Here is a 24,071-nt window from a genome sequence, read left to right on the forward strand (position 1 = left end):
CGAAGCGGCGGCAGTCCCCTCCCCTGCGTTGGCGGGGGAGGGTTAGGGTGGGGGCCACTTATCGGATATGGGAAGTCTTCAGGCGGGCGGCAGGGGGGAATGACCAGGGGAATGACCGGGAGATTGACCGGGAGAATGACCCGCGTCACCCCCATGGTCCGGCGCGCCGAAGACGCCGTCCGGCCACAGGCCGGGGCCGTTGCCGTCGCGCAGGCTGAGGCTGCGCACCATGGCGCGCAGGGCGCCGATCATGACGCGCAGCGCGGCGGAGGAGTCCGCTCCGCCGCCGATGCTGATGATCCAGCGCAGGGCATCCATGTGGGCCTGGACCGCCTCTTGGAAGCTCTCCCCGTCATGGTCCACCCAGGTGACGCAGGTGGACAGCGACGCGACGATGGCGGTGGCCGCGGCGTTGCCGGCGGCGGCGAGCTGCAGGTCGGACACCGCGTGGCGCAGCCGCGTGCCCAGCGCGTCGGGGCACGCCACCGCCCGCTCCATCCGGTCGAGCGCCAGCACCAGACGGACCATCTTCGGGTCGGTCGAGCGCAGCGGACCCGTGCCGGACGGGCCGGGCAGGCGCGGCGGCGGCGGGGGGAGGCGCAGCGGGGCGGGGGCGGAGGAGATCGCCGGGCGGGCCGGCGCCGGGTGCGAGGAGGAGGGCGTGCTGTTGTTCGTCGGCTTCGCCGCGGCCGATTCGCTCTGGGAACGACCGCCGCGGCGCGGGTTGTTCAGCACGGTTTCGATCCGCCGGGCGATGGTCGCGGCGGAGGCCGGCTTGGCGAGCACGGTGTCCGCCCCGGCGTCCCAGGCGGCGCGCACGGTGGCGACGTCGGCGTTGGCCGTCAGCACGATGATCGGCAGATCGGGGCTGAGGCAGGTGGCGGAGCCGCGCACCCAGCGGACGAGCTGCCCGCCGCCCACCGGTTCCATCACCCAGTCGGTGACCATCAGGTCGTAGGGCTCGCGGCGCAGCAACTCCATCGCCTCCTGCCCGTTGGCGGCGGGGGCGACCTGACCGACGCCCCAATGCTCCAGCATGTCCCGCAGAGCCCGCAGCAGCAGCGGGTTGTTCTCGACGACCAGGATCTTCAGGTGGGTCGGGTAGCGGCGCGGCATGTCGGGTCCGAAGGTTCGGGAACGAAGCGTTACCGAATATCCGAACGCCGCCCTGGGATTTCAGGGCGCGGAGACGTGTTAGCGCCAATCGGCGCACGACCGGGGGAGCCTTTTCGCCTCATGGAGTGCGCCTGGTCTTCGGCTCCCCCGTCCGGGGACTTGGTCGAGGTCCGGGGTGCCTCTAGCGGACCAATGCGAGATCCTTCAGGACGGCCACCTCGTGGGCCTGCTCGTCCAACCGGGCCTTCACGGCGTCGCCGATCGAGATCACGCCCGCAAGGTCTCCCGCCTCGTTGCACACCGGCACATGGCGGTGGCGGCGCAGCGTCATCATCTGCATCACGTCCTTGATAGTGTCCTCCGGCCGGCAGGTCTTGACCTGACGGGTCATCAGATCCTCCACCGGCATGTCGAGCGCGTCGGCGCCATGCATCGCCACGGCGCGGACGATGTCGCGCTCCGACAGGATGCCGGCCAGCCGGCCCCGGCGGTCGCACACCACCAGGGCGCCGATGCGCCGGTCGGTCAGCGCGCGGGCGGCGGTCCGGATGGATTCGGACGGCAGGATCGAGGCGACGGTATGGCCTTTGCGGTTCAGAACCTCGGCAACGGCGGTCATGTCCACCCTCCCATTTTGGAGTTGGCGAATCGGCGGGGTCCGATTCGAAATGAGCCTGGAGCGGCCGGAGGTTCCGGCAAGGGCGTGGCGGTCCGGATTGGAAAATCGGTTTTGCCCTGTTGCCGTGGCCGCTATGCATGAGAGTGACCTATGGACGCGAAGGGAGCGCGCGCATGACCACCGAGCAGAAGGTTCTTCGCCTGTCCATCGCCGTCACGGTGCTCCTGGCGGGCGCCGGCATCCTGTTCGGCCTGCTGTCGGGCTCCTTCGCCATCGTCTTCGATGGCATCTACTCGCTGGTGGACGCCAGCATGACGATGGTGACGCTGCTGGTGTCCAACCTGATCGCGGCCTCGACCAGCGCCGGCCCGCGCCGCGGCAAGCTGGCCGAGCGCTTCACGATGGGCTTCTGGCACCTCGAACCGATGGTCCTTGGGCTGAACGCCACCCTGCTGATGGGGGCGGCGATCTACGCGCTCATCAACGCTGTCGGCAGCCTGATGACCGGCGGGCGCGATCTGGCCTTCGACCACGCGATCGTCTACGCGGCGGTGACCGTTCTCGTGGCGGCCGGCATGGCGGTCTTCGCGACGCGGGCGAACCGGACGGTCCGCTCCGACTTCCTGGCGCTCGACGCGAAGGCCTGGATCATGTCGGCGGCGCTCACCGCGGCCCTGCTCGTCGCCTTTGTCTTCGGCCACCTGATCCAGGGCACCCGGCTTCAATGGATGTCGCCCTACATCGACCCGGCGGTGCTGGCCCTGGTCTGTCTGGTGGTCATCCCGATCCCGGTCGGGACGATGCGGCAGGCGCTGGCCGACGTCCTGTTGGTCACGCCCGCCGACCTCAAGCGGCATGTCGATGCCGTCGCGTCGGAGATCGTGCGGCGCCACGGCTTCTCCTCCCACCGCGCCTACGTCGCGCGGGTGGGGCGGGGGCGGCAGATCGAGCTGTTCTTCATCGTCCCGAGCGGCTGGCCGCCGCGCACGCTTGAGGAGTGGGACAGGATCCGCGACGAGGTCGGCGTGGCGATCGGCGGCGAAGGTCCCGACCGGTGGCTCACCATCGCCTTCACCAGCGATCCGGAGTGGGCGGAATGACGGCTTGTCCTATGGACGGCCTGGACGGCGTACATTAGCTTTCCGTGAGAAACGGAGCGCGTGGCGCGGATGGAGGGCGACGGGGTGGCCGGCAATTGCTGTGGAGGCTCCTGTGGGAGCGGGGGGCGTTCAAACAGTGGACGGCCTAAAGGAGGGCAACAGGCCGATTACCGCCGCACCTTGCGCATGGCGCTGCTCGTCAATGGGCTGATGGCTGCCGTCGCCCTGGCCGCGGGGCTGGAGACGGAGTCGATGGCGCTGCGGGCGAGCGCGCTGGATGCCCTGGCAGCCGCGACGACCCACGGCGTCGGCCTGTGGATGATGGGCCGGGGGCTGGAGTTCCGCGGCTGGGCGACGCTGGCGAGAGGGCTGCTGCTGGCCGTCCTCGGTCTGGCGTTGGTGGCCGTCACGGCGTGGAGCGCCTACGCCGGAACCGTTCCCGACGCGCCGGTGATGAGCCTCGTCGCGCTTCTCGGGATGGGAGCGAGCCTGTCGGTGGCGGTCCTGCTGTTCGCTGGACGGCGCGGCGGAGTGACGCTGCGCGCGGTCTGGCTATGCGCCCGCAACGGCCTGCTGACCAACGCCGCGGTGATGATGGCGGCGGCAGGGGCCTGGACGATGGGGCAGGGCTGGCCGGACCATCTGGTTAGCGCGGTCATCGCCGCCACGGTGCTGTCCGTCGCGGCTACGGCACTGCGGCAGGCGGTGAGTGAACTCCGCGCGTGGCACGCGCCCGCCGACCCGACCGGACTGGGCAAGGGGGCTTGACAGGGCCGCATCCCTGTGGCGAACTCGACGCCATGATTTTCGCTGCGCCCTCCCTGTCGCGTCGTTGGTGGTGGCCCGTCTAACCGGGCCGGCCAGCCGACGCGCGTGAGCGCACACAGTATCGAAAGGCCGCCCGGAGCTTCCGGGCGGCCTTTTTCCTGACCAGGGAATCCAGGTGTCGAGCAAGGGAACTCCGGGTGTCCGTCCGCCAACGGATCGACCACCGGAGACCCCACCATGTATCCCGCCGATTTCCTCGCTTCGCCCGACCTCCTCGAACCGCTCCGTTTCCGGACGCGCGGCGGCGTGACCGTGACCCGGCGCGCCACGGCGCTCGACCCGCGGAACGCCCTGGATCCGGTGATCGATGCGCTGGACCGCCGCCGCGGCCTGCTGCTGTCCAGCGGGGTAGAGGCACCGGGCCGCTACCGGCGCCAAGCGCTGGGCTTCACCGACCCGCCGCTGGCCGTCACGGCGCGCGGCCGCACGCTGCGCCTCGACGCGCTGAACGCGCGGGGCCGGCTGCTGCTGCCCGCCATTGCCGAGGCTCTGCGCGGCCGGGAGGCGCTGGCCGGGCTGGAGGAGGCGCCATCGCGCGTCACCGCCCTGGTGCGCAAGCCCCAGCACCCCTTCCCGGAGGAGGAGCGGAGCCGCCAGCCCTCCGTCTTTTCGGTCCTGCGCGCGGTGCTGGACCTGTTCGCCGCCCCCGACGACCCGCTGCTCGGGCTTTACGGGGCCTTCGCCTACGACCTCGCCTTCCAGTTCGAGCCGATCCGCCTGCGGCTGGAGCGGCCCGACGACCAGCGCGATCTGGTGCTCTACCTGCCGGACCGGCTCGTCGCATTGGACCCCGGAACGGGCGTCGCGCGGCTCATCGAGTATGAGTTCATCACCGCGGCGGGAAGCAGCGAGGGGCTGGAGCGCGGCGGGCGCGACCACCCCTACCGCCCCGACACCAACGCCGAAGGCGGATGCGACCACGCCCCCGGCGAGTATCAAGGTGTCGTCGAGACCGCCAAGGCCGCTTTCCGCCGCGGCGACCTGTTCGAGGTGGTGCCCGGCCAGACCTTCGCCGACCCTTGCGCCGACGCGCCCTCGGTGGTGTTCCGACGGCTGCGCGCCGCCAACCCGGCGCCCTACGAGGCCTTCGTCAATCTCGGGCGGGGCGAGTTCCTGGTCGCCGCCAGCCCGGAGATGTATGTGCGGGTGGCCGGCGGGCGGGTCGAGACCTGTCCCATTTCCGGCACCGTGGCGCGCGGGGCCGACGCGCTGGGCGACGCCGCGCAGGTCCTTCGCCTGCTGACCTCGGCCAAGGACGCCGCGGAACTGACCATGTGCACCGACGTCGACCGCAACGACAAGGCGCGGGTGTGCGAGCCGGGGTCCGTCCGGGTGATCGGGCGGCGGATGATCGAGCTGTACTCCCGCCTGATCCACACGGTGGACCATGTGGAGGGGCGGTTGCGGCCCGGCCTCGACGCGCTGGACGCCTTCCTCACCCACACCTGGGCGGTGACGGTGACCGGGGCGCCCAAGCGCTGGGCCATGCAGTTCCTGGAGGACACGGAGCGGTCGCCGCGCCGCTGGTACGGCGGGGCCTTCGGCCGGCTGGGCTTCGACAGCGGAATGGACACCGGCCTGACCCTGCGCACCATCCGCATGGCCGAGGGCGTCGCCTACGTGCGGGCCGGGGCGACCCTGCTGTCCGACAGCGACCCGGACGCCGAGGACGCGGAGTGCCGCCTGAAGGCGGTCGCCTTCCGCGACGCCATCCGCGGGACCACCGCGAATTCGCTTCCGACGATTCCGGCGGCTCCCTGTGGCGGGCGTGGCAAGCGGGTGCTGCTGGTGGATCACGACGACAGCTTCGTCCACACGCTGGCCGACTATCTGCGCCAGACCGGCGCGTCGGTGACGACGCTGCGTCACAATCACGCACGGGCGGCGCTGGCGGAGCGGAGGCCGGATCTGGTCGTGCTGTCTCCCGGTCCGGGCCGCCCGGCGGATTTCGATGTGGCCGGCACCATCGACGCGGCGCTGGCGCTCGGCCTGCCGGTGTTCGGCGTCTGCCTGGGCTTGCAGGGGATGGTGGAGCGCTTCGGCGGCACGCTGGACGTGCTGCCGGAGCCGGTCCACGGCAAGGCGACGGAGGTCCGGGTGCTGGGCGGCGCGCTGTTCGCCGGCCTGCCGGAGCGGCTGATGGTCGGTCGCTACCACTCGCTGGTGGCGCGGCGCGACCGGCTGCCGGCGGACCTCATGGTGACGGCGGAAACCGCCGACGGTCTGGTGATGGCCATGGATCACCGGCGGCTTCCGCTCGCCGCCGTGCAGTTCCACCCCGAGTCGATCCTGTCGCTCGACGGTGGGGCCGGTCTCGCCCTGCTGGGCAACGTGATGGACCGGCTGGCCGCCGGCGCCCTCGCGGACGCTGCGGCTTGATCGGGGTGGCGTGACGGGGAAGGGGGTGGGGGGTGGTTACTCCACCATCCCCAGCGCTTCCTTGTAGAGCTCCAGGATCGCTTCCTGCTCCTGGCGGTCGGCCTTGTCCATTTTGCGCAGCCGGATGATCTGGCGGATGATCTTGGTGTCGAAACCGGTGCCCTTGGCCTCGGAGTAGACCTCCTTGATGTCCTCCTGCAGGCCGCGCTTCTCTTCTTCCAGGCGCTCGATGCGCTCCACGAAGGATTTCAGGCGATCCGCCGCAATGCCGCCGACGTCGGACATGATAAGGGTAACCTCAAATTGGGTGCTTCCGGGGAATCCGGCGCGGACGATATCGGCGGGCGCCGTCGATGGCAAGCGACTCCCGGCGTCATCGGCGCGGATGCCACAGGCCGCGGCCGGGTGTGCCCGGATAGTGGGATACGCCTGCGGCGACAAGCGCCGCCCCGGACGGACGCCTGATGCGAAAGACCGATGGCGGGACCTTGCGAAAGCGGCGACCTTGCACTTTCCGTTGCACGCGGGCGTGCCAACCCTCTCCGGGCTGTTGCGCCGCACCCGTCACCGCTGGTAATACCATCGACGCTCAAGAGCTTCACAAAGTCACATAAATCCGGCATTGATGCCGACGGTCTAGGCTGATTGCACGCAAATCGGCCACTTGCGGCAGGGGAGATAAAGAACCATGAAAATCGCCATACCCAGGGAGCGGCGCGCGGGCGAGAATCGCGTCGCGGCTTCTCCGGAGACGGTCAAGAAACTCAAAGCCCTCAGCCTGGAAGTGGTCGTGGAGACCGGCGCCGGTCTGGGCTCGAACCTGCCGGACCGGGTGTATCAGGACGCCGGCGCGGAGATCGCGCCGGACGCCGCGTCGGCGCTGGCCGACGCCGACATCGTGCTGAAGGTGCAGCGCCCGCTGCTGGCCGGGGAGGGGGACCTCGACGAGCTGGCGCTGATCAAGCGCGGCGCGCTGCTGTTCGCCATCCTCAACCCCTACAACAGCCGTGACCATGTGGCGGCCTACGCCGCGGCCGGGGTGAACGCCTTCGCCATGGAGTTCATGCCGCGCATCACCCGCGCCCAGGTCATGGACGTGCTGTCCTCGCAGGCCAACCTCGCCGGCTACAAGGCGGTGGTGGACGCCGCCAGCGAGTACGGCCGCGCCTACCCGATGATGATGACCGCGGCGGGCACGGTGCCGCCGGCGCGTGCCTTCATCATGGGCGTCGGCGTCGCTGGTTTGCAGGCGATCGCCACGGCCAAGCGGCTGGGCGCCATCGTCTCGGCGACCGACGTGCGCCCGGCGGTCAAGGAGCAGGTGCAGTCGCTGGGCGGCAGCTTCGTCGCGGTGGAGAACGACGAGTTCCGCCAAGCCGAGACGGCGGGCGGCTACGCCAAGGAGATGTCCGACGACTACAAGCGCCAGCAGGCGGCGCTGGTGGCCGAGCACATCAAGAAGCAGGACATCGTCATCACCACGGCGCTGATCCCCGGGCGCAAGGCGCCGATCCTGGTGACGCGCGAGCATGTCGCCTCGATGAAGCCGGGCTCGGTGATCATCGATCTGGCGGTGGAGCAGGGCGGCAACGTCGAGGGCTCGGAGCTGGGCAAGGTGGTTGTCACCGACAACGGGGTGAAGATCGTCGGCCACGCCAACTACCCCAGCCGCATCGCCGAGAGCGCCTCGCTGCTCTACGCCAAGAACCTGCTCGCGCTGCTGCAGTCGCTGCACGACAAGGAAAAGGGCGTCACGCTCAACTGGGACGACGAGATCGTGAAGGCCATCGCGCTCACCCGCGATGGGCAGGTCGTTCATCCCGCCTTCGCCGGCCAGACGGTCTAAAGGCCGGACGGAATTAGGGAGAGACACATGGATCAGACTCAATTGTCCAACCGCGTCGCTGAGCTGAAGGCCCAGCTCGCCGCGGCCAGCCAGCAGATCGACGCGCTCGCCGCCCAGGCCGCCGCGCTCGGCCATGCCGCTCCCGTCGCGGACGCGGCGAGCCACGGCAACTTCTTCATCACCGGCCTGACGGTGTTCGTGCTGGCCTGCTTCGTCGGCTACTACGTGGTGTGGCGGGTGACGCCGGCGCTGCACTCGCCGCTGATGGCGGTGACCAACGCGGTGTCCTCGGTGATCATCGTCGGCGCCCTGATCGCCGCCGGCCCCGCGGGGTTCGGCTTCTCCAAGATCATGGGCTTCCTCGCGGTCATCCTGGCCAGCGTCAACATCTTCGGCGGCTTCCTGGTCACCCAGCGCATGCTGTCGATGTTCAAGAAGAAGGGCAAGTAACCATGGAAACCCTGTCCGCCCTTCTCTATCTGGTCGCCTCGGTCTGCTTCATCATGGCCCTGCGCGGCCTGTCCAGCCCGGAGACCTCCCGCCAGGGCAACTTCTTCGGCATGGCCGGCATGACCATCGCCGTGCTGACCACGCTGGCCCTGCCCATCGTCCAGTCCTACTGGATGATCGTGCTCGGCATCGCCATCGGCGGCGGCATCGGCTACGTCATCGCCAAGAAGATCGAGATGACCGCCCTGCCGCAGCTCGTCGCCGCCTTCCACTCGCTGGTCGGTCTGGCCGCGGTGTTCGTGGCGCTGTCGGCCTTCTACTCGCCCGAGGCCTACGGCATCGGCGTGCCCGGCGCCATCGCCAAGGGCTCGCTGGTCGAGATGGCGCTGGGCACCGCCATCGGCGCCATCACCTTCACCGGCTCGATCGTCGCCTTCGCCAAGCTCCAGGGCCTGGTCACCGGCAAGCCGCTGGTCTTCCCCTTCCAGCACCACCTCAACGCCGGCCTCGGCATCCTCACCATCCTCCTCATCGTCTGGCTGGTGCAGAGCAACTCCAGCGTGGCGCTGTGGATCATCGTGCTGGTCGCGCTGGCGCTCGGCTTCCTGCTGATCCTGCCGATCGGCGGCGCCGACATGCCGGTGGTGATCTCGATGCTGAACAGCTACTCGGGCTGGGCGGCGGCGGGCATCGGCTTCACGCTGCAGAACAACCTGCTGATCGTCACGGGCGCGCTGGTCGGCTCGTCGGGCGCCATCCTGTCCTACATCATGTGCAAGGGCATGAACCGCTCGATCTTCAACGTCATCCTGGGCGGCTTCGGCGGCGACAGCGGGGCGGCGTCGGCGGCGGCCGGCGGTGGCGAGCGCGGCACGGTCAAGGCCGGCTCGCCGGAGGACGCGGCCTACATCATGAAGAACGCCCAGTCGGTGATCATCGTCCCGGGCTACGGCATGGCTGTGGCCCAGGCCCAGCACGCGCTGCGTGAGATGGCCGACCTGCTGAAGAAGGAAGGCGTCGAGGTCAAGTACGCCATCCACCCGGTGGCGGGGCGCATGCCCGGGCACATGAACGTGCTGCTGGCCGAGGCCAACGTGCCCTACGACGAGGTGTTCGAGCTGGAGGACATCAACCGCGACTTCAGCACCGCGGACGTGGCCTTCGTGATCGGCGCCAACGACGTGACCAACCCGGCGGCCAAGACCGATCCGCAGTCGCCGATCTACGGCATGCCGATCCTCGACGTCGAGAAGGCCAAGACGGTGTTCTTCATCAAGCGCGGCATGGCCGCCGGCTACGCCGGCGTCGAGAACGAGCTGTTCTTCCGCCCCAACACCATGATGCTGTTCGGCGACGCCAAGAAGGTCACCGAAGAGGTCGTGAAGTCGATGGAATGAACCGCGGCGTCACAGCTGTGGAGTAGGATGAACCCCCGGGGCCGGCTCGCCCCGGGGGTTTCTTTTTGCCCTCACAAGAAACGGAGAGAGGACGCCATGCCCGCCTACATCATCGCCGACGTGAACGTGACGAATCCCCAAGCCTATGAAAACTACAAGAAGCTGACCCCGAACGCGGTCGCCAAGAACGGCGGGCGCTTCATCGCCCGCGGCGGGCAGGCGGAGGAACTGGAAGGCGGCTGGCAGCCCAACCGCGTGGTCATCCTGGAATTCCCGGACTACGCCACCGCCAAGGCCTTCTACGACAGCCCCGAATACCGCGAGGCGCGCGAGGCCCGCAAGGGCGCCGCCGACTTCCGCATGATCGTGGTGGACGGCGCCTGACGCTCCCCGGACCAAGAAAAAAGCCGTGCGAGGCCGCACGGCTTTTTCTTTGGGGCAGGGGAGGGTGCCCTATGCCTTCCTGATGCCGAAGCAATGCTCCGGACCGGGGAAGCTGCGGGCCTTCACCTCGGCGGCGTAGGTCGCGGCGGCCTCGCCGATGGCGGTGCCGAGCTGGGCGTAGCGCTTGACGAACTTGGGCTGGAACTCGCCGAACAGGCCGAACATGTCGTCCGACACCAGGACCTGCCCGTCGCAGGCGGGGGAGGCGCCGATGCCGATGGTCGGGATGGTCACATCCTCGGTGATCTGGCGGGCCAGCGACTCCATCGTGCCTTCAATGACCAGCGAGAAGGCGCCGGCCTCGGCGATGGCGCGGGCGTCGGCGCGGATGCGCTCCGCCGCTTCCGGATCGCGGCCCACCGCCTTGTAGCCGCCGAGCGCGTTGACCGACTGCGGCAGCAGCCCGACATGGCCCATCACCGGCACGCCGCGGGTGGTCAGGTAGGCCACCGTCTCGGCCATCTCCAGCCCGCCTTCCACCTTCACCGCCTGGGCACCGCTCTCCGCCATGACGCGGGCGGCGTTGCGGAAGGCCACCTGGGGGCTCTCCTGGTAGCTGCCGAAGGGCAGGTCCACCACCACGCAGGCGTGGCGCGAGCCGCGCACCACGGCGGCGCCGTGGGCGATCATCATGTCGAGCGTGACGGGAAGGGTGCTGTCGAAGCCGTAAATCACCATGCCCAGCGAGTCGCCGACCAGCAGCAGGTCGACATGCGGGTCCAGCAGCCGGGCGACCGGAGTCGTGTAGGCGGTCAGGCAGACGATCGGCTCCCCGCCCTTGCGCGCGCGCAGCGCCGGCACGGAAACGCGCGGAGTGTCTTTGGATGCGCTCATTGGCGACCCTCCCCATTCTTTTCTTGGCAGGCTTTATTCGGTGCGGCGAAGCGGACCGCAGATGCACCAAAACCGCCCACGCGCAGACGCGGGGCGGCAGGTGCAAGACACAAGAGGGGCAAGCGCGCGAACGCGCATGGATGCCCGGCGCGCCGAAGCGCGCCTGTCAATCCGGCGCGAAACGCGCCTGAGGATTAATAGCCCTCGCGCTCCATACGCTTGCGGAGCAGCTTGCGGGTGCGACGCACCGCCTCAGCCTTCTCACGCGCGCGCTTCTCCGAGGGCTTCTCGTAGTTCCGGCGCAGCTTCATTTCCCGGAAAATGCCCTCGCGCTGCATCTTCTTCTTCAGCGCGCGGAGGGCCTGATCGACGTTGTTGTCTCGGACCAGAACTTGCACGTTAACCGTCACCTTTATCAAGTGAGCCGAGTTGCCATGAAGCAACAAACAGGCATGCGACAGGCATGCGCTTTCGGGCGCACCCCTTGTGTGGACCTTTATGTAGCACGGACGGGGCCGCCTGTGAAGCGGAGTCTTCCAACCCTGCGTGTTCCGCTGCGACAATGCGTGGGCAAAACGGTTGCCCGGCGGCCCGTGGCGCCCAGATAATAGGGCATGGCCCTGTTGAAGATCGCCCGCATGGGACACCCGGTGCTGCGCAAGGTCGCGGACCCGGTGCCCGACCCGACGGCCCCGGAGATCCGGCGGCTGGCGTCCGACATGATCGACACCATGCTGGACGCGCCCGGAGTCGGGCTGGCGGCCCCGCAGGTGCACGAATCGCTGCGCATGATCGTGTTCCGCGTTCCCGCCATGCGCTCCGGCGGCGAATCGGTGGAACCGACGGTGCTCATCAACCCGGTGATCGAGCCGCTGGACGGCGGACTGGAACACGGGATGGAGGGCTGCCTGTCGATTCCCGAACTGCGCGGCGTCGTTCCGCGATTCGCCCGCATCCGCTACCGCGGCGTCGGGCTGGACGGCGAGCCCATCGAGCGCGAAGCGTCGGGTTTCCACGCCCGGGTCATCCAGCACGAGTGCGATCATCTGGATGGCGTGCTTTACATCGACCGGATGACCGATCTGCGCTATCTGGCCTTCACCGACGAGGCGCATCACATCACCGAGGCGCTGGAACAGCAGGAGGGGAGAGACTGACATGGACGCTGCGCTGGACATGGACGCGGTGCGGGACGACATCCTGCTCTCCACGCTTCCCAACATCGTGTTCGACGGCTGGAGCCTCCAGGCGCTGCGCGACGGCGCCCAGATGGCCGGCTACGACACGGCGACCATGCACCGTGCCTTCCCCGGCGGCGTGCCGGAGCTGGTCGAGCATTTCGGCGCCTGGACCGACCGCCGCATGCTGGCCGAGCTGGACAAGCACCCGCTCGACGGGATGAGGGTGGGCGAAAAGATCGCGCTCGCCATCCGCACCCATTTCGAGGTGCTGGAGCCGCACATGGAGGCCAAGCGCCGCCTGCTCGCCTACCTCGCCATGCCGCAGAATCTCGGCATGGGGCTGACCATGCTCTACCGCACGGTGGACGCCATGTGGTTCGCGGCGGGCGACACCGCCACCGACTTCAACCACTACACCAAGCGCGCCACGCTGGCCGCGGTGCTCAGCTCCGCCACCTTCTACTGGCTGGACGACCGGTCGGAAGGCCATGCCGAGACCTGGGCCTTCGTGGACCGCCGGCTGGGCGACGTGATGAGCATGGGCAAGGCAATGTCCGCCATGGGCCGCGCCGGGCGCCTGCTCAGCCATCTGCCGAGTCCCGCGCGCTTCGCCCGTCAGGTCCGCCAGCGCGCCGGCGCCGCTCCGGTGGACACCGCCTCCGCCCACATGGCGGAAAACATCTGACGGTTCAGGCCCCGGCCTTCTTGGGGGAAGCCTTTCTTCGGGCGGGCTTCTTGACGGCGGCGGTGCGGATCGCCGCCGCCAGGGCCGGGCGGGCCCAGAACAGAAGCTCGTCCGGATCGTCCAGCGCCGAGTCGGGCGGCGGAAAGTAGGGCAGGACCGTTGGCCTGTCGTCGAAGGGCTTGAAAGGGCGCAGGCCCAGCGCCTCGTAATCCGGCCGGTTGCCGTCGTCGGTCTTGAAATACAGGACGTTGCGGGCGACCAGCGCGAAGACGACGCCGTCGCAATAGACCGCGTAGCCGCCGAACATGCGGCGGGCGGTGATGGCCCCCAACGGTGTCAGCGACTCGCACAGGAAGCGGACGAGTTCGCTGACCGTGGCCATGGCGGAAAGGTTATTTTTTGCGGAACGCGTCGAGCGTCACGACCTCGCCGCGCTTCGGCTCCTCGCCGGAACGGTCGGAGTCGGGCTTGCCGACGTCGGCTTTGGCCGAATCGGACTTGGCGAGCTTCGCGATCGACGGCTTCGCTCCGTCCATCGCCTTCTTCTCCGGCGCTTCGCGCGCGGGGATCGTGGCGATCTCCGCCGACTCGGCGGGTTCCACGGGCTGGAACTGGAGGGCGAAATTCTCCGACGGATCGGCGAAGGTGGTGATGGCGGCGTAGGGAATGACCAGCCGCTCATGCACGTTGTTGAAGCTCAGCGTCACCTCGAAATGATCGTCCAGCGCCTCCAGCCCGTAGAACTGGTACTGGATGACGATGGTCATCTCGTTGGGATACTGGGACGACAGATATTCGGGGATGTCGACGCCCGGGTAGCCCGTCCGGAAGGTCAGGTAGAAGTGATGATCGCCGGGGAGCCCGCGGTCCGTCACCTGGCGGAGCGCGTCACGGACGACACCGCGCAGGGCGGCCTCGACCATGCGGTCATAACGCAACTGCTCTCTCGGCATTCTTGGGCGGGTCCTTAACGCCAGACGGGTAAGTGTGGGCCTTCTGTTGCTAGGCGGCCCACGGCCCCACCCTCAGGTGCTACCCATCGGGGATTGATTTCGGTCAGTTACCGCTGTTAGGCGGCAACGGCGACCGGAGCAACGTTGTCGTTGGCAACTATTGCAATGGCCCGATAACGGCGGAACCATGCCGGGCGAAGACCATGCCTTTACCACGCGTGTCGATCCTATTTCGCCCCCAACGAACCCGCTCCCTACGGCAACGCCCGAGAGACCGGTGGTTTGTTTGGTGGAGGCGCCGGGTACCGCCCCCGGGTCCACAACGCTTATTCCGCAAGGCGTTTATCGCCATAGTCGGCTGCTGCCGACGGACCCAATATAGGCCCTTCATCCGGATATGGAAAGGGGGTGCGGCGGATTCTGACCGGAGCCCGCCGCGAAAGAGATGACGGGTCCGATTCAGGGACGTAGAGTGCCGCCCGAATTTCAGTCCCCGGAGTACCCATGCCGATCACGCCCGAGCAGCGCGCCGAGATCGACCGCCTGCGCGCCGTCACCGCCACCACCCGCCGCGCCACCGTTCCGGCCCTGGAGGAGATCCTCTATGAGCCGCTCGAGGTCCTGGACCACGGCTTCGTGCGCGTCGTCGACTACATGGGCGACGATTCGGCCGTCGTCCAGGCGGCGCGCGTGTCCTACGGCAAGGGCACCAAGAAGGTCACCGAGGACGCTGGGCTCATCAAGTATCTGATGCGCCACCGCCACTCGACCCCGTTCGAGATGTGCGAGATCAAGTTCCACGTCAAGCTGCCGATCTTCGTGGCCCGCCAGTGGATTCGCCACCGCACGGCGAACGTCAACGAATACTCCGCGCGCTACTCCATCCTCGACCGCGAGTTCTACATCCCGACGCCCGAGAACCTGGGCGCCCAGGCCGTTGTCAACCGGCAGGGCCGCGGCGACGTCCTTCAGGGCGACGAAGCGGCGGCGGTGATGAAGCTGCTGCGCGACGATTCGGAGACGGTCTACGCCCATTACGAGGAGATGCTGAACCAGCGCGAGGACGGCACCACCATCGAGGAGGGCCGCCAGGGCTTGGCGCGCGAGCTGGCGCGCATGAACCTGACGCTGAACTACTACACCCAGTGGTACTGGAAGGTTGATCTCCACAACCTTCTGCATTTCCTCAGCCTGCGCGCCGACCCGCACGCCCAGTACGAGATCCGCGTCTACGCGGAGGCCATGCTGGACGTGGTCAAGCGCTGGGTCCCCGCCGTGTTCGACGCCTTCAGCGAGTACCGGCTGGGCGGCACCCACATGTCGAGGACCGGGCTGGAGGTCGTGAAGCGCCTGCTGTCCGGCGAGGCCGTGACGCAGGAGGCCAGCGGCCTGTCCAAGCGCGAGTGGCGGGAGCTGATGGACCAGCTCGGCCGCGCCGAGTAACGCCCGCTCCAACGCTGCAAGGACCAACCGCCATGACGCCGCCCCCGATGACGCCACACGAGGCCGATGGACTTCACCGCCAGGGCCTCGTCGCGGCGCAGGCCGGGCGGTTCGACGAGGCCCTGGACCGGATCGGGCAGGCCATCGCCGCCTATCCCTCGGTCCCCATCTGGTGGGCCAACTACGGGCTGGTGATGGAAAGCCTGGGCGACGTCGCCGGGGCGGCCAACGCCTATGCCGGGGCGCTGAACCTCGACCCGTCGCTGGAGATGGCGATGGACGGGCTGCTCACCATGGCGGAGGCGGTGCGCCGGGCCGGCGATTCCGCCCGCGCGGAGGCCTTCTTCCGCCGCGCCATCGCCCTGAACCCGAAGACGCTGGCCGCCGTCGCCAATCTGGGCGTGCTGCTGCGCGCCCAGGCGCGGCGGACGGAGGCGGTGACGCTCTATGAGAGGGCCGGGCGGCTCGACCCGGCCAACTGGGCGCACCCCTACAATCTCGGCAACGCGCTGGCCGAGATGAACCGGCTGGGCGAGGCCGACGACGCCTATGAAGCGGCCCTGGCCCTGGCGCCGGGCCGGGCGGAGGTGCGGGCGAACCGCGCCACCCGCGTGCTCGCCATGCAGGGGCGGGCGGAGGAGGCCCTGGCGGAGATCGACGCCGTGGTGGCGCAGCACGGCAATGTCGATTCGCTGCACGCCTCGCGCCTCTACCTGATGCAGTACGCGCCGGGGCTGACCATGCCGGCGGTCGCCCAGGCTCACGCGGACTGGGGCGCCCGCTACCCCGACCGTCCGGCGCCCGCCGTGGCCGCTCCGGCGCCGAAGATGCGCATCGGCTATGTCTCGCCGGACTTCCGCGCGCATCCCGTGGGATTCTTCCTGGAGCCGGTGCTGGCGAACCACGACCGCTCGGCCTTCGAAGTCGTCTGCTACGCCAACACCGCCAACCCGGACTGGAAGACCGAGCGGCTGATGGCCCACGCCGACCACTGGGTCTGGACCACCGGCCTGGACGACGACGCGCTGGCCCAGCGCATCCAGGCGGACCGCATCCACATTCTGGTCGATCTGGCGGGCCACACCTTCGGCAACCGCCTGCCGGTCTTCGCGCGGCGCGCGGCGCCGGTGCAGGCGACCTGGGCGGGCTATGTCGGCACCACCGGCCTGCCGGCCATGGACTACCTGATTTCCGACTCGCGGCAGAGCCCGCCGGGATCGGACGGCTGGTGCATCGAGGGCGTCGTGCGCATGCCCGACGCCTACGTCCCCTGGGCGCCGCCCGAGGACGCGCCGGCCGTGGCTCCGCTGCCGCTGGCGACGCGCGGTCACGCCACCTTCGGGTCCTTCAACGCTCTGCCCAAGCTGAACGCCGAGGTCGCGGCGCTGTGGACGCGCGTGCTGGGCGCCGTCCCCGGCTCCCGCCTGCTGCTGCGGACGCCGGGTCTGGACGACGCCGGCACCGCCGCGCTGACGCTGGCGCTGTTTGAACGGGCCGGGCTCGACCCGGCGCGGGTCGATCTGCGGGGCGGGGCGCCGCACCGGGAGTTCCTGGCCGGCTACGGGGAGGTCGATGTGGCGTTGGACCCCTTCCCCTATTCCGGCGGGCTGACGACTCTGGAGGCGGTGTGGATGGGTGTGCCGGTGGTGACGCTGGGCGGCGACCGCTTCTGCGCTCGCCATTCGGTGACGCACCTCGCCTCGGCGGGCCTGTCCGATTTGGTGGCCGACGGGCCGGACGGCTACGTCGCCAAGGCGGCGGCGCTGGTCGCCGATCCGGCGGGGCTGGCGGCTCTGCGCAGCGGGCTGCGGGATCGGCTGGCGGCGTCCCCGGCGCTGGACGGCGTGCGCTTCACCCGCGCGCTGGAGGCCGCCTTCGGCGTGATGTGGCAGCGCTTCCAGGCCGGGCAGGGGCGGGCGAGCTTCGCCCTCAGTTTCGATTGAGCCAGCTTCGATTGAGGCTCAGGCGCGCTCGGACCCCGGCGCGCCGGTGCTCCACAGCAGCCCCAGCACCACGCCCTTGCAGCGCGGCAGCAGCAGGCCGGTCAGCAGCAGCGTCAGCAACGGCCAGATGGTGAGATGCACCCAGGTCGCCGGCTCGTAGCTCTGCTCGACCGACAGGACGGCCGGGATGATGATGTGGCCGACGATCAGGATGGTCATCCAGGGCGGGGCGTCGTCGGCGCGCAGATGGCCGAACGCCTCGCCGCAATGGGCGCAATGGTCGACCGGCTTCAGGTAGTTCCGCAGCAGGCGCCCGCGTCCGCAGGCCGGGCATTGCCCCATCAGCCCGCGCAGCGCCGCCGTCGTCTTCGACCGCGTCCCGTCTTCCGCTTCGACCGCCGCCCTGTCTTCCGCCGTCATGACCGTACCCCCGCGTTCCGCTCCCCGAAGGGCCTCATATGGGGAGGGAGCGACCGATCGTCACGCCGTTCCGTCGCCCGCACCCCGGGGTTGCGCCGCGCGCAGGGCCTCCACGCGGCGGGCGATGTTCTCCAGCCGCATCTGAAGCTCATGGGCGCACAGGGCGTGGGCGGCGGCGCGGGCCTCCGCCTCGATGTCGGCGATGGCGGATTCGAGAGCTTGGAGTCGGGCGTCGCGTGGGTCTTCGCTCATCGGATTCCTGCTCCGGCAGTTGACGGACCGGCCCCTGGGCGTCTACGGGATGCACAAACCCCCTCCGGGAGCCTGGAGCCATGACGATCACCCGCCTGTTTCTCGCCGCCGCCACGGCCGCCGTCGCGCTGACCAGCGCCGCCGCCTTCGCCCAGACCAAGACCGTCGCCATCACCGCCATCGTCGAGCATCCGGCGCTGGACGCCACGCGCGATGGCGTGGTCGAGGCGCTGAAGGCCGCGGGCTACACGCCGGGTGACACCCTGAAGGTCGAGTATCAGAGCGCCCAGGGCAACCCCGCGACCGCCGCGCAGATCGCGCGCCAGTTCGCCGGCGCCCGTCCGGACGTGATCGTTCCGATCTCCACCCCCTCCGCCCAGGCGGTCGTCGCCTCGACCCGCGACATTCCGGTGGTCTTCACCGCGGTGACCGACCCGGTCGGCGCGCAGCTCGTCCGCAGTCTGGACAAGCCCGGCGCCAACGTCACCGGCGTGTCGGACATGGCTCCGGTGGCCGAGCATGTCGCGCTGATCCGCGAGATCGTGCCGTCGGTCAAGCGTCTGGGCGTTCTCTACAACGCCGGCGAGCCGAACTCCGTCTCGCTGGTCAAGGCGCTGAAGGACGAGGCGCAGAAGGCCGGGCTGACCGTGGTCGAGGCGACCGCCACCAAGTCCGCCGACGCCCAGCCCGCCGCCCGCAGCCTCGTCGGCAAGGCCGACGCGATCTACGTGCCGCTGGACAACACGGTCGTCTCGGCGCTGGAGAGCGTCGTCGCGGTGGGCCAGCAGGCCAAGCTGCCGGTTTTCTCCGCCGACACCGACAGCGTGGCGCGCGGCACTGTGGCCTCCATCGGCTTCGACTACCGGCAGGTCGGCCGCCAGACCGGCGAGGCCGTGGTCCGCATCCTGAAGGGCGAGAAGCCGGGCGACGTTCCGGTGACCTTCGCCAAGGGCACCGACCTGTTCGTGAATCCGAAATCCGCGGCGGCGATGGGCGTGACCATTCCCGAGGCGGTGACCCAGCGCGCGACCAAGGTGGTCGGGCAGTAAGTTGTTTCGTTGAGGGGAAGTGGTTGAGACGGGCCCCCCTCCCAACCTCCCCCCGCTTCGCAGGGGGAGGAGAAAGCCCTCCCCTGCGGAGCGGGGGAGGGTTTGGGTGGGGGCTCGACGCGACACTTCCCAAGGACCGATCATGAGTGAAATCGCCTTTTTCGGGGCCGTCGAGATCGGGCTGGTGTACGCGCTGGTCGCCCTTGGCGTGTACCTGTCCTTCCGGGTGCTCGATTTCCCGGACCTGACGGTGGACGGCAGCTTTCCGCTGGGCGCGGCGGTCTGCGCCACGCTGCTGGTCGCCGGGGTCAACCCGTGGATCGCCAGCCTCGTCGCGGCGCTGGCCGGCTCGATGGCCGGGCTGGTCACGGCGACGCTGAACGTCCGCTTCAAGATCCTGCACCTGCTGGCCAGCATCCTGACGATGATCGCGCTGTTCTCGGTGAACCTGCGCGTGATGGGCCGCCCGAACGTGGCGCTGCTGATGCAGGACACGGTGCTGACGCCCTTCTACGGGCTGGGGCTGCCCGACCATGTGGTGCGGCCGCTCGTGGTCCTGGTCGTGGTCGTCGTGATCGTCCTGCTGCTGGCCCGCTTCCTGAACAGCGAGTTCGGCCTCGCCATGCGGGCGACCGGCGTCAACGCCCGGATGGCCCGCGCGCAGGGGGTGCAGACGGACTTCCACATCTACGCCGGCATGGCCCTGTCGAACGGGCTGTGCGCCCTGGCCGGCGCGCTGTTCGCCCAGACCAACGGTTTCGCCGACGTGACCACCGGCATCGGCACCATCGTGGTCGGTCTGGCCGCGGTGATCGTCGGCGAGACGGTGCTTCCGGCCCGCGCGATGCTGTGGGCGCTGGTCGGCTGCGTCGTCGGCTCCATCCTGTACCGGCTGGCGGTCCAGCTGGCCCTGTCGGCGGACGCCATCGGGCTCCAGGCCTCCGACCTCAACCTCGTCACCGCCGTCCTGGTCGCGGTGGCGCTGATCCTGCCGCGGATGCGGCTGAAAGCCGCGTCGAAGAAGAGGGAGGCCGTCCGATGATCACGGTCAACGGCATCCACGTCACCTTCGGGCGCGGCACCCCGCTGGAGAAGCACGCCCTGCGCGGCGTCGACCTGACGATTCCGGAAGGGCAGTTCGTCACCGTCATCGGCTCCAACGGCGCCGGCAAGTCCACCTTCCTGGGCGCGCTGGCCGGCGACGTGATCGCCGAGGAGGGCCGCATCGCCATCGACGGGGTGGACGTCACCCGCTGGGCGACGCCGAAGCGCGCCTCGCTGGTCGCCCGCGTCTTCCAGGACCCGATGGTCGGAAGCTGCACCGCGCTGACCATCGAGGAGAACATGGCGCTGGCCGCCGCCCGCGGGCGCCGCCGCGGCCTGGGCTTCGCCCTGCGTGGCGACCGCCGCCGGCATTTCCGCGAGCGCATCGCGGAGCTGGGGCTGGGGCTGGAGAACCGGCTGCACGACCGCATGGGCCTGCTGTCCGGCGGGCAGCGGCAGGCGGTCAGCCTGCTGATGGCAACGCTCGCCGGGTCGAAGATCCTGCTGCTCGACGAGCACACGGCGGCGCTCGACCCCGGAACGGCGGAGTTCGTGCTCGGCCTGACCCGCCGCATCGTCGAGGAGAACCGGCTGACCACGCTGATGGTCACCCACTCCATGCGGCAGGCGCTGGATTACGGCGACCGCACGGTGATGCTGCACGAGGGCCGGATCGTGCTCGACGTGTCCGGCGAGCAGCGCGCCGGTCTGGACGTGCCGCACCTGCTAGCGCTGTTCGCCAAGCAGCGCGGCGAGGACATCACCGACGACAGCCTGCTGATCGGCTGAGGTCTGATCGGCAGAGGCGGGGGAGGGGCGTCAGACGGACTTGCGGTCGCGCTCCTGCTCCGGTTCCTCTCGGTCGGCCTCGAAGAGGGCCTGAAGCTCGGCGGCGGCCTGCCGGGAGGTCTGGATCAGGCGGTTCTCGTCGTGATGCACGGCGTGCTGCCGGATCAGCGTGCGCTCGTCATGCTCGCGGAAGGTGTCCAGCGTGTGGCGGGTCTCCTCCGGCGGCAGGCCCAGCGATTCCAGCACGCCGCCGGTCAGCCGCAGACTGGAGTCGAAGGTCTCGCGCACGAAATGCGTGACCCCGCGATCCATCAGGAAATGGGCGTGGCGGCGGTTGCGGGCGCGGGCGTGGATGACGAGGTGGGGGAAGTGGCGCGTCGCCAGCTCGACCACGCGCAGCGACTGCTCCATGTCCGCCAGCGCCACCACCAGCACCTTGGCCTTGTCGGCCCCGGCGGCGCGCAGCAGGTCGAGCCGCGACGGGTCACCGTAATAGACCTTGTTGCCGAATCGCCGCACGACGTCGACCTGCTCGGTGCTCTGCTCCAGCGCCGTGAAGGGAATGCCGCGCAGCCGCAGCACGCGGCCGACGATCTGCCCGACCCGGCCGAAGCCGCAGATCAGCACCGGCGGCTCGCCGTCCGGCGCGATGGTGTCGTAGGGGCGGACGGGCTTCACGATCAGCCGTGGCGCCAGCCAGCGCTCCTCCGCCGCGAAGACGAAGGGGGTGGCGATCATCGACAGCGTGACCACCAGCATGGCCGTCGCCGCCTGTCCCCCGGTCATCGCCCCGACGCCGACGGCCAGCCCGAACAGCACGAAGCCGAACTCGCCCCCCTGGCTCAGCACGGTGGACAGCCGCACCGACCCGCCCGGACGCAGGCCGGACAGGCGGGCCAGCCCGAACAAGGCCGCCGCCTTCAAGGCCATCAGCCCGAGCGCCAGCGACAGGTAGCGCACCGGCTCGGCCATCAGCGCCGCGACATCGGCCCCCATGCCCACCGACACGAAGAACAGGCCGAGCAGCAGCCCCTCGAACGGCGCGATGTCGGCCTGCACCTCGTGCCGGTACTCCGAATCGGACAGCAGCACTCCGGCCATGAAGGCGCCGAGCGACATGGACAGCCCCGCCCAGGCGGCGAACAGGGCGGTGCCCAGCACGATCAGCAGGGCGGTGGCGGTGAAGATCTCCGGCGTGCGGGCGCCGTCCACGATGCGCAGCACCGGGCGCAGCAGGTACCGCCCGCCGGCCAGGATCACCGCGATCGCCCCCCCGGCCTTCAGCACGGCCAGCCACGCGGTTCCGGCGTCCGGCACCTCCCCGGCGCCGTGGCCGAGCAGCGGCAGCAGCGCCACCGCCGGGATGATGGCGAGGTCCTGGAAGAGCAGGATGGAGAAGGCGCTGCGCCCGGCGTTGGTGGTCAGCAGCTCCCGCTCCGCCAGCATGGGCAGCACCATGGCGGTGGAGGACAGGGAGAGGCCGAATCCGGTCACCGCGGCGGCGGCGGGGGTGAATCCCAGCAGGACAATGGCTGCGACGGCGATCAGGGCCGTGGTCACCGCGACCTGTGCGCCACCGAGCCCCAGGACGGATCGTCGCATCACCCAGAGGCGGGCGGGGCGCAGTTCCAGCCCGATCAGGAACAGCAGCATGATGACGCCGAGTTCCGAGACGTGCCGGATCGCCTCCACGTCCGTCACCAGCCCGAGCCCGCCCGGCCCGATGGCCAGCCCCGCCGCGAGGTAGCCGAGCGGCCCGCCGAAGCCGATCCGCTTGGCCACCGGCACCGCCAGGACCACGGCGGCCAGCAGCACCACCAACGTCACGAAATCCGGCATCGGCCCCGTCCGCGCTGTGTCGAGGGACGGAATATAGGGGGCGGTAGCCCCCGGCAAAACATTGCCCCCTCCCTAACCCTCCCCCGCTATCGCAGGGGAGGGGACAAAACTCCCTCTCCTGCGAAGCGGGGGAGGGAAGGGGCCCGCGGCGCCAGCCGTGGGAAGGGTGGGGGCAAGTACTTCCCTTACGACACCACGATCCGCGGCGCCGCCCGCGCCGGACCCTGCTCGCCGGCGATCTTCTCCCACAGGCGCTTGGCGATTCCGCGGTACGCCTTGGCGTGTTCCGACTCGGGCTGGGACACCACGATGGGCTGGCCCTGGTCGGAGGTCTCGCGGATGTCGAGGTGCAGCGGGATTTCGCCCAGGAACTCCATGCCCAGGTCGGACGCCTCCTTGCGGGCGCCGCCGTGGCTGAAGATGTCCGTGCGGTGGCCGCAGTTGGGGCAGCAGAAATAGCTCATGTTCTCGATGATGCCGAGGACGGGCACGTCCACGCGGCGGAACATGTTCAGCCCCTTGCGGGCGTCGAGCAGGGCGATGTCCTGCGGGGTCGAGACGATGACCGCCCCGGCCAGCGGCACCTGCTGCGCCATGGTGAGCTGGGCGTCGCCGGTGCCCGGCGGCATGTCCACCACCAGAACGTCGAGCGTGCCCCAGTTGACGTCGCGCAGCATCTGCTGGAGCGCGCTCATCACCATCGGACCGCGCCAGATCATCGGCGTGTCCTCGGCGACCAGGAAGCCCATCGACATCACCTTGATGCCGTAGTTCTCCATCGGCTCCAGGATTTTGCCGTCGCGGCTGGTCGGGCGGCCGGAGATGCCCAGCATGCGCGGCATGGACGGGCCGTAGATGTCGGCGTCCAGAAGCCCGACCTTCAACCCGTTCGCCGCCATGGCGAGGGCGAGGTTGCTGGCCGTGGTGGACTTGCCGACGCCGCCCTTGCCCGACGCGACGGCGACGATGGCCCTCACGCCCGGCACCAGCGGCTTCTGCTCCGTCGGCTGCCCATGGGAATGGCCGTGGGAATGTCCTTGGCCGCCATGGGAATGGCCGCCGTGAGAATGCCCGTGGCCCTGCTGCGGGGCCGCGCCCTGGCCGGCGGGCCGGTGCGCGGTCAGGACCGCGGTGACCGACAGGACGCCCGGCAGGGCTTCCACCGCCTTCTCGGCGGCGTGGCGCACCGGCTCGGCCTGGGCGCCGCGCTTGGGGTCCACCTCGATCGAAAAGGCGACGTGCCCGTCACGCACGACAAGGCCGGAAAGCATGCCGAGGCTGACGACGTCCTTGCCCCGTTCCGGATCGACAACCGTCCTCAGAGCGTCAAGGACTTGAGCTTCGCTGACCTGCGCCATGGTTGAAAACTCCGCTTCCTTCCCGATATTGGCGGATATCCGTCGGTGAAATCCTTCCCCGAATGGGATGGGCACTATAGGGCCGGCGGACAATAATGGTAA

At 69.5% G+C, this 24,071-nt stretch carries 25 protein-coding genes and 1 other RNA gene; 14 read left to right on the forward strand and 12 right to left on the reverse strand.

Annotated features, from left to right (window positions below; translation table 11 throughout):
* Positions 1-78 precede the first annotated feature (78 nt).
* Together D3869_RS12225 and D3869_RS12230 are read right to left on the reverse strand one after the other, a co-directional pair.
* The gene (locus D3869_RS12225) at positions 79-1,116 is read right to left on the reverse strand and encodes a response regulator (RefSeq protein ID WP_137140261.1); all 1,038 of its coding nucleotides are present in this window, start codon (positions 1,114-1,116) and stop codon (positions 79-81) included.
* Positions 1,117-1,297: 181 nt separating this feature from the next.
* The gene (locus D3869_RS12230) at positions 1,298-1,735 is read right to left on the reverse strand and encodes a CBS domain-containing protein (RefSeq protein WP_137140262.1); all 438 of its coding nucleotides are present in this window, start codon (positions 1,733-1,735) and stop codon (positions 1,298-1,300) included.
* A 173-nt stretch (positions 1,736-1,908) separates the two neighbouring features.
* On the opposite strand from D3869_RS12230, the gene D3869_RS12235 reads away from it, so the two are divergent.
* The 3 genes from D3869_RS12235 (at position 1,909) to D3869_RS12245 (ending at position 6,042) form a co-directional block, all read left to right on the forward strand.
* A complete protein-coding gene (locus D3869_RS12235; RefSeq protein ID WP_137140263.1) occupies positions 1,909-2,835 on the forward strand; it encodes a cation diffusion facilitator family transporter in 927 nt (308 codons plus the stop codon).
* Between the two features lie 186 nt (positions 2,836-3,021).
* On the forward strand, positions 3,022-3,603 hold the full coding sequence (locus tag D3869_RS12240) for a cation transporter (RefSeq protein WP_175426453.1): 582 nt from the start codon (positions 3,022-3,024) through the stop codon (positions 3,601-3,603).
* Between the two features lie 237 nt (positions 3,604-3,840).
* Positions 3,841-6,042, forward strand: coding sequence for an anthranilate synthase (locus D3869_RS12245; RefSeq protein ID WP_137140265.1), 2,202 nt, complete (start codon positions 3,841-3,843; stop codon positions 6,040-6,042).
* A 36-nt stretch (positions 6,043-6,078) separates the two neighbouring features.
* On the opposite strand, the gene D3869_RS12250 is transcribed toward D3869_RS12245, so the two are convergent.
* Complete coding sequence (locus D3869_RS12250; protein WP_014239966.1) at positions 6,079-6,327, reverse strand: DUF2312 domain-containing protein; 249 nt, start codon at positions 6,325-6,327, stop codon at positions 6,079-6,081.
* Positions 6,328-6,730: 403 nt separating this feature from the next.
* On the opposite strand from D3869_RS12250, the gene D3869_RS12255 reads away from it, so the two are divergent.
* From D3869_RS12255 to D3869_RS12270, 4 genes are all read left to right on the forward strand, one after another.
* Positions 6,731-7,888, forward strand: coding sequence for a Re/Si-specific NAD(P)(+) transhydrogenase subunit alpha (locus tag D3869_RS12255; RefSeq protein WP_137140266.1), 1,158 nt, complete (start codon positions 6,731-6,733; stop codon positions 7,886-7,888).
* 27 nt (positions 7,889-7,915) lie between these two features.
* A complete protein-coding gene (locus D3869_RS12260; protein WP_014239968.1) occupies positions 7,916-8,338 on the forward strand; it encodes an NAD(P) transhydrogenase subunit alpha in 423 nt (140 codons plus the stop codon).
* A gap of 2 nt (positions 8,339-8,340) precedes the next feature.
* The gene (locus tag D3869_RS12265) at positions 8,341-9,735 is read left to right on the forward strand and encodes an NAD(P)(+) transhydrogenase (Re/Si-specific) subunit beta (protein ID WP_137140267.1); all 1,395 of its coding nucleotides are present in this window, start codon (positions 8,341-8,343) and stop codon (positions 9,733-9,735) included.
* Between the two features lie 96 nt (positions 9,736-9,831).
* Positions 9,832-10,119, forward strand: a complete 288-nt coding sequence (locus tag D3869_RS12270) for a DUF1330 domain-containing protein (RefSeq protein WP_137140268.1) — start codon at positions 9,832-9,834, stop codon at positions 10,117-10,119.
* A gap of 69 nt (positions 10,120-10,188) precedes the next feature.
* On the opposite strand, the gene panB is transcribed toward D3869_RS12270, so the two are convergent.
* Positions 10,189-11,013 (reverse strand): 3-methyl-2-oxobutanoate hydroxymethyltransferase, encoded by an 825-nt coding sequence (panB, locus tag D3869_RS12275; RefSeq protein ID WP_137140269.1) that lies wholly within the window; start codon positions 11,011-11,013, stop codon positions 10,189-10,191.
* Between the two features lie 194 nt (positions 11,014-11,207).
* A complete protein-coding gene (gene rpsU, locus D3869_RS12280) occupies positions 11,208-11,411 on the reverse strand; it encodes a 30S ribosomal protein S21 (RefSeq protein WP_012974546.1) in 204 nt (67 codons plus the stop codon).
* Between the two features lie 216 nt (positions 11,412-11,627).
* Here rpsU and def point away from each other — a divergent pair, with 216 nt between their 5' ends.
* Complete coding sequence (def, locus tag D3869_RS12285; RefSeq protein WP_137140270.1) at positions 11,628-12,170, forward strand: peptide deformylase; 543 nt, start codon at positions 11,628-11,630, stop codon at positions 12,168-12,170.
* A gap of 1 nt (position 12,171) precedes the next feature.
* Positions 12,172-12,879 (forward strand): COQ9 family protein, encoded by a 708-nt coding sequence (locus D3869_RS12290; protein ID WP_137140271.1) that lies wholly within the window; start codon positions 12,172-12,174, stop codon positions 12,877-12,879.
* A gap of 4 nt (positions 12,880-12,883) precedes the next feature.
* On the opposite strand, the gene D3869_RS12295 is transcribed toward D3869_RS12290, so the two are convergent.
* The 3 genes from D3869_RS12295 to ssrA form a co-directional block, all read right to left on the reverse strand.
* Complete coding sequence (locus D3869_RS12295) at positions 12,884-13,261, reverse strand: TfoX/Sxy family protein (RefSeq protein WP_137140272.1); 378 nt, start codon at positions 13,259-13,261, stop codon at positions 12,884-12,886.
* 10 nt (positions 13,262-13,271) lie between these two features.
* Positions 13,272-13,832, reverse strand: coding sequence for an SspB family protein (locus tag D3869_RS12300; protein ID WP_137140273.1), 561 nt, complete (start codon positions 13,830-13,832; stop codon positions 13,272-13,274).
* A 31-nt stretch (positions 13,833-13,863) separates the two neighbouring features.
* Positions 13,864-14,240, reverse strand: a transfer-messenger RNA (tmRNA) gene (gene ssrA, locus D3869_RS12305).
* 96 nt (positions 14,241-14,336) lie between these two features.
* Between ssrA and thyX the strand changes: the two genes are divergently transcribed.
* Together thyX and D3869_RS12315 are read left to right on the forward strand one after the other, a co-directional pair.
* Positions 14,337-15,275, forward strand: coding sequence for an FAD-dependent thymidylate synthase (gene thyX / locus D3869_RS12310; RefSeq protein ID WP_137140274.1), 939 nt, complete (start codon positions 14,337-14,339; stop codon positions 15,273-15,275).
* Positions 15,276-15,307: 32 nt separating this feature from the next.
* On the forward strand, positions 15,308-17,218 hold the full coding sequence (locus D3869_RS12315) for a tetratricopeptide repeat protein (protein ID WP_137140275.1): 1,911 nt from the start codon (positions 15,308-15,310) through the stop codon (positions 17,216-17,218).
* Between the two features lie 18 nt (positions 17,219-17,236).
* Here the strand turns inward: D3869_RS12315 and D3869_RS12320 are convergent, their stop codons facing one another.
* Both D3869_RS12320 and D3869_RS12325 read right to left on the reverse strand, forming a co-directional pair.
* Positions 17,237-17,638 carry a DUF983 domain-containing protein gene (locus D3869_RS12320; RefSeq protein WP_137140276.1) on the reverse strand — a complete coding sequence of 134 codons (402 nt, stop codon included), beginning with the start codon at positions 17,636-17,638 and terminating at the stop codon, positions 17,237-17,239.
* Positions 17,639-17,698: 60 nt separating this feature from the next.
* Positions 17,699-17,890: a hypothetical protein gene (locus tag D3869_RS12325; RefSeq protein ID WP_137140277.1), complete on the reverse strand. Its 192-nt coding sequence runs from the start codon at positions 17,888-17,890 to the stop codon at positions 17,699-17,701.
* Between the two features lie 80 nt (positions 17,891-17,970).
* Here D3869_RS12325 and D3869_RS12330 point away from each other — a divergent pair, with 80 nt between their 5' ends.
* The 3 genes from D3869_RS12330 to D3869_RS12340 all read left to right on the forward strand — a co-directional run bounded on the left by D3869_RS12330 (position 17,971) and on the right by D3869_RS12340 (position 20,772).
* On the forward strand, positions 17,971-18,939 hold the full coding sequence (locus D3869_RS12330) for an ABC transporter substrate-binding protein (protein ID WP_137140278.1): 969 nt from the start codon (positions 17,971-17,973) through the stop codon (positions 18,937-18,939).
* Positions 18,940-19,081: 142 nt separating this feature from the next.
* Positions 19,082-19,981, forward strand: coding sequence for an ABC transporter permease (locus D3869_RS12335; protein WP_114861373.1), 900 nt, complete (start codon positions 19,082-19,084; stop codon positions 19,979-19,981).
* The gene (locus tag D3869_RS12340; protein ID WP_137140279.1) at positions 19,978-20,772 is read left to right on the forward strand and encodes an ABC transporter ATP-binding protein; all 795 of its coding nucleotides are present in this window, start codon (positions 19,978-19,980) and stop codon (positions 20,770-20,772) included. Before D3869_RS12335 ends, D3869_RS12340 begins: the two co-directional genes overlap by 4 nt.
* A 30-nt stretch (positions 20,773-20,802) precedes the next feature.
* On the opposite strand, the gene D3869_RS12345 is transcribed toward D3869_RS12340, so the two are convergent.
* Both D3869_RS12345 and apbC read right to left on the reverse strand, forming a co-directional pair.
* The gene (locus tag D3869_RS12345; protein WP_137140280.1) at positions 20,803-22,611 is read right to left on the reverse strand and encodes a monovalent cation:proton antiporter-2 (CPA2) family protein; all 1,809 of its coding nucleotides are present in this window, start codon (positions 22,609-22,611) and stop codon (positions 20,803-20,805) included.
* A gap of 185 nt (positions 22,612-22,796) precedes the next feature.
* Positions 22,797-23,969: an iron-sulfur cluster carrier protein ApbC gene (apbC, locus tag D3869_RS12350; RefSeq protein ID WP_137140281.1), complete on the reverse strand. Its 1,173-nt coding sequence runs from the start codon at positions 23,967-23,969 to the stop codon at positions 22,797-22,799.
* Between the last annotated feature and the right edge of the window lie 102 nt (positions 23,970-24,071).

It is taken from the genome of Azospirillum brasilense, assembly GCF_005222205.1.
GTDB classification, from domain to species: domain Bacteria; phylum Pseudomonadota; class Alphaproteobacteria; order Azospirillales; family Azospirillaceae; genus Azospirillum; species Azospirillum brasilense_G.